At 70.8% G+C, this 1,077-nt stretch carries 1 protein-coding gene; it reads left to right on the plus strand.

The features are described from left to right. Nucleotides 1-163: 163 nt before the first annotated feature. Nucleotides 164-913, plus strand: a complete 750-nt coding sequence (locus CGX12_RS19255) for an electron transfer flavoprotein subunit beta/FixA family protein (protein WP_094041460.1) — start codon at nucleotides 164-166, stop codon at nucleotides 911-913. The last annotated feature ends 164 nt before the right edge of the window (nucleotides 914-1,077 follow it).

Here is a 1,077-nt window from a genome sequence, read left to right on the forward strand (position 1 = left end):
GTGTCGGCCCCGGCTCGGGGCCGACACCGGCCGGGTGCTGGCGGAGCGGCTCGGCCTGGACGAGGCCGAAATCCGCCGCCTGCGGGCGGAAGCGGTGATTTGAGACATGGCGCGGGCCGGCCAGACCGGCCGCTGTTTTTGGGATTGAAACCGAGGTATTGCGATGAAAGTACTGGTAACCGTTAAACGGGTCGTCGATTACAACGTCAGGGTCCGGGTCAGGCCCGATCACAGGGGCGTGGAGCTGGCCAACGTCAAGATGGGCATGAACCCCTTCTGCGAGATCGCGGTGGAAGAGGCGGTGCGGCTCAAGGAGCAGGGCCTGGCCCGGGAAGTGGTGGTGGTGTCGGTGGGCCCGGCCCAGGCCCAGGAGCAGCTGCGCGCGGCCCTGGCGCTGGGCGTCGATCGGGCCCTGCTGGTGGAAACCGACGCCGAGCCCGGCGCCCTCGCCCTGGCTCGGCTGCTCAAGGCGGTGGTCGACCGCGAGCGGCCCGACCTGGTGCTGCTGGGCAAGCAGGCCATCGATTCCGACAACAACCAGACCGGCCAGATGCTCGCCGCCCTGGCCGGACTGCCCCAGGGCACCTTCGCCTCGGCCCTGGCCTTCGCCGACGGCAAGGTGCGGGTGACCCGGGAGGTGGACGGCGGCCTGCAGACCCTGGAGCTGGCCCTGCCGGCGGTGATCACCACCGACCTGCGGCTCAACCAGCCGCGCTACGCCTCCCTGCCCAACATCATGAAGGCCAGGAGCAAGCCCCTGGAGGTGCTCGCCGCCGCCGGGCTCGGCGTCGAGCCGGCGTCCGGCCTGACCACCCTCAGGGTGGAGCCGCCGGCGCCGCGCCGGGCCGGAGTCCGGGTGGGCAGCGTGGCCGAGCTGGTCGACAAACTCAAACACGAAGCAAAGGTGATCTGATGGCTATTCTGGTTATTGCCGAACACAACCACCGCCGGCTGGGCGAGGCGACCCTCAACACCCTGGCGGCCGCCCACCAACTGGGCGACGACCTCCAGGTGCTGGTGGCCGGGGCCAACTGCCGGGAAGCGGCCGAGGCCGCCGCCGGGATCCCGGGGGTGACC

The sequence above is a fragment of the Zobellella denitrificans genome (genome assembly GCF_002237365.1).
GTDB lineage: Bacteria > Pseudomonadota > Gammaproteobacteria > Enterobacterales > Aeromonadaceae > Oceanimonas > Oceanimonas denitrificans.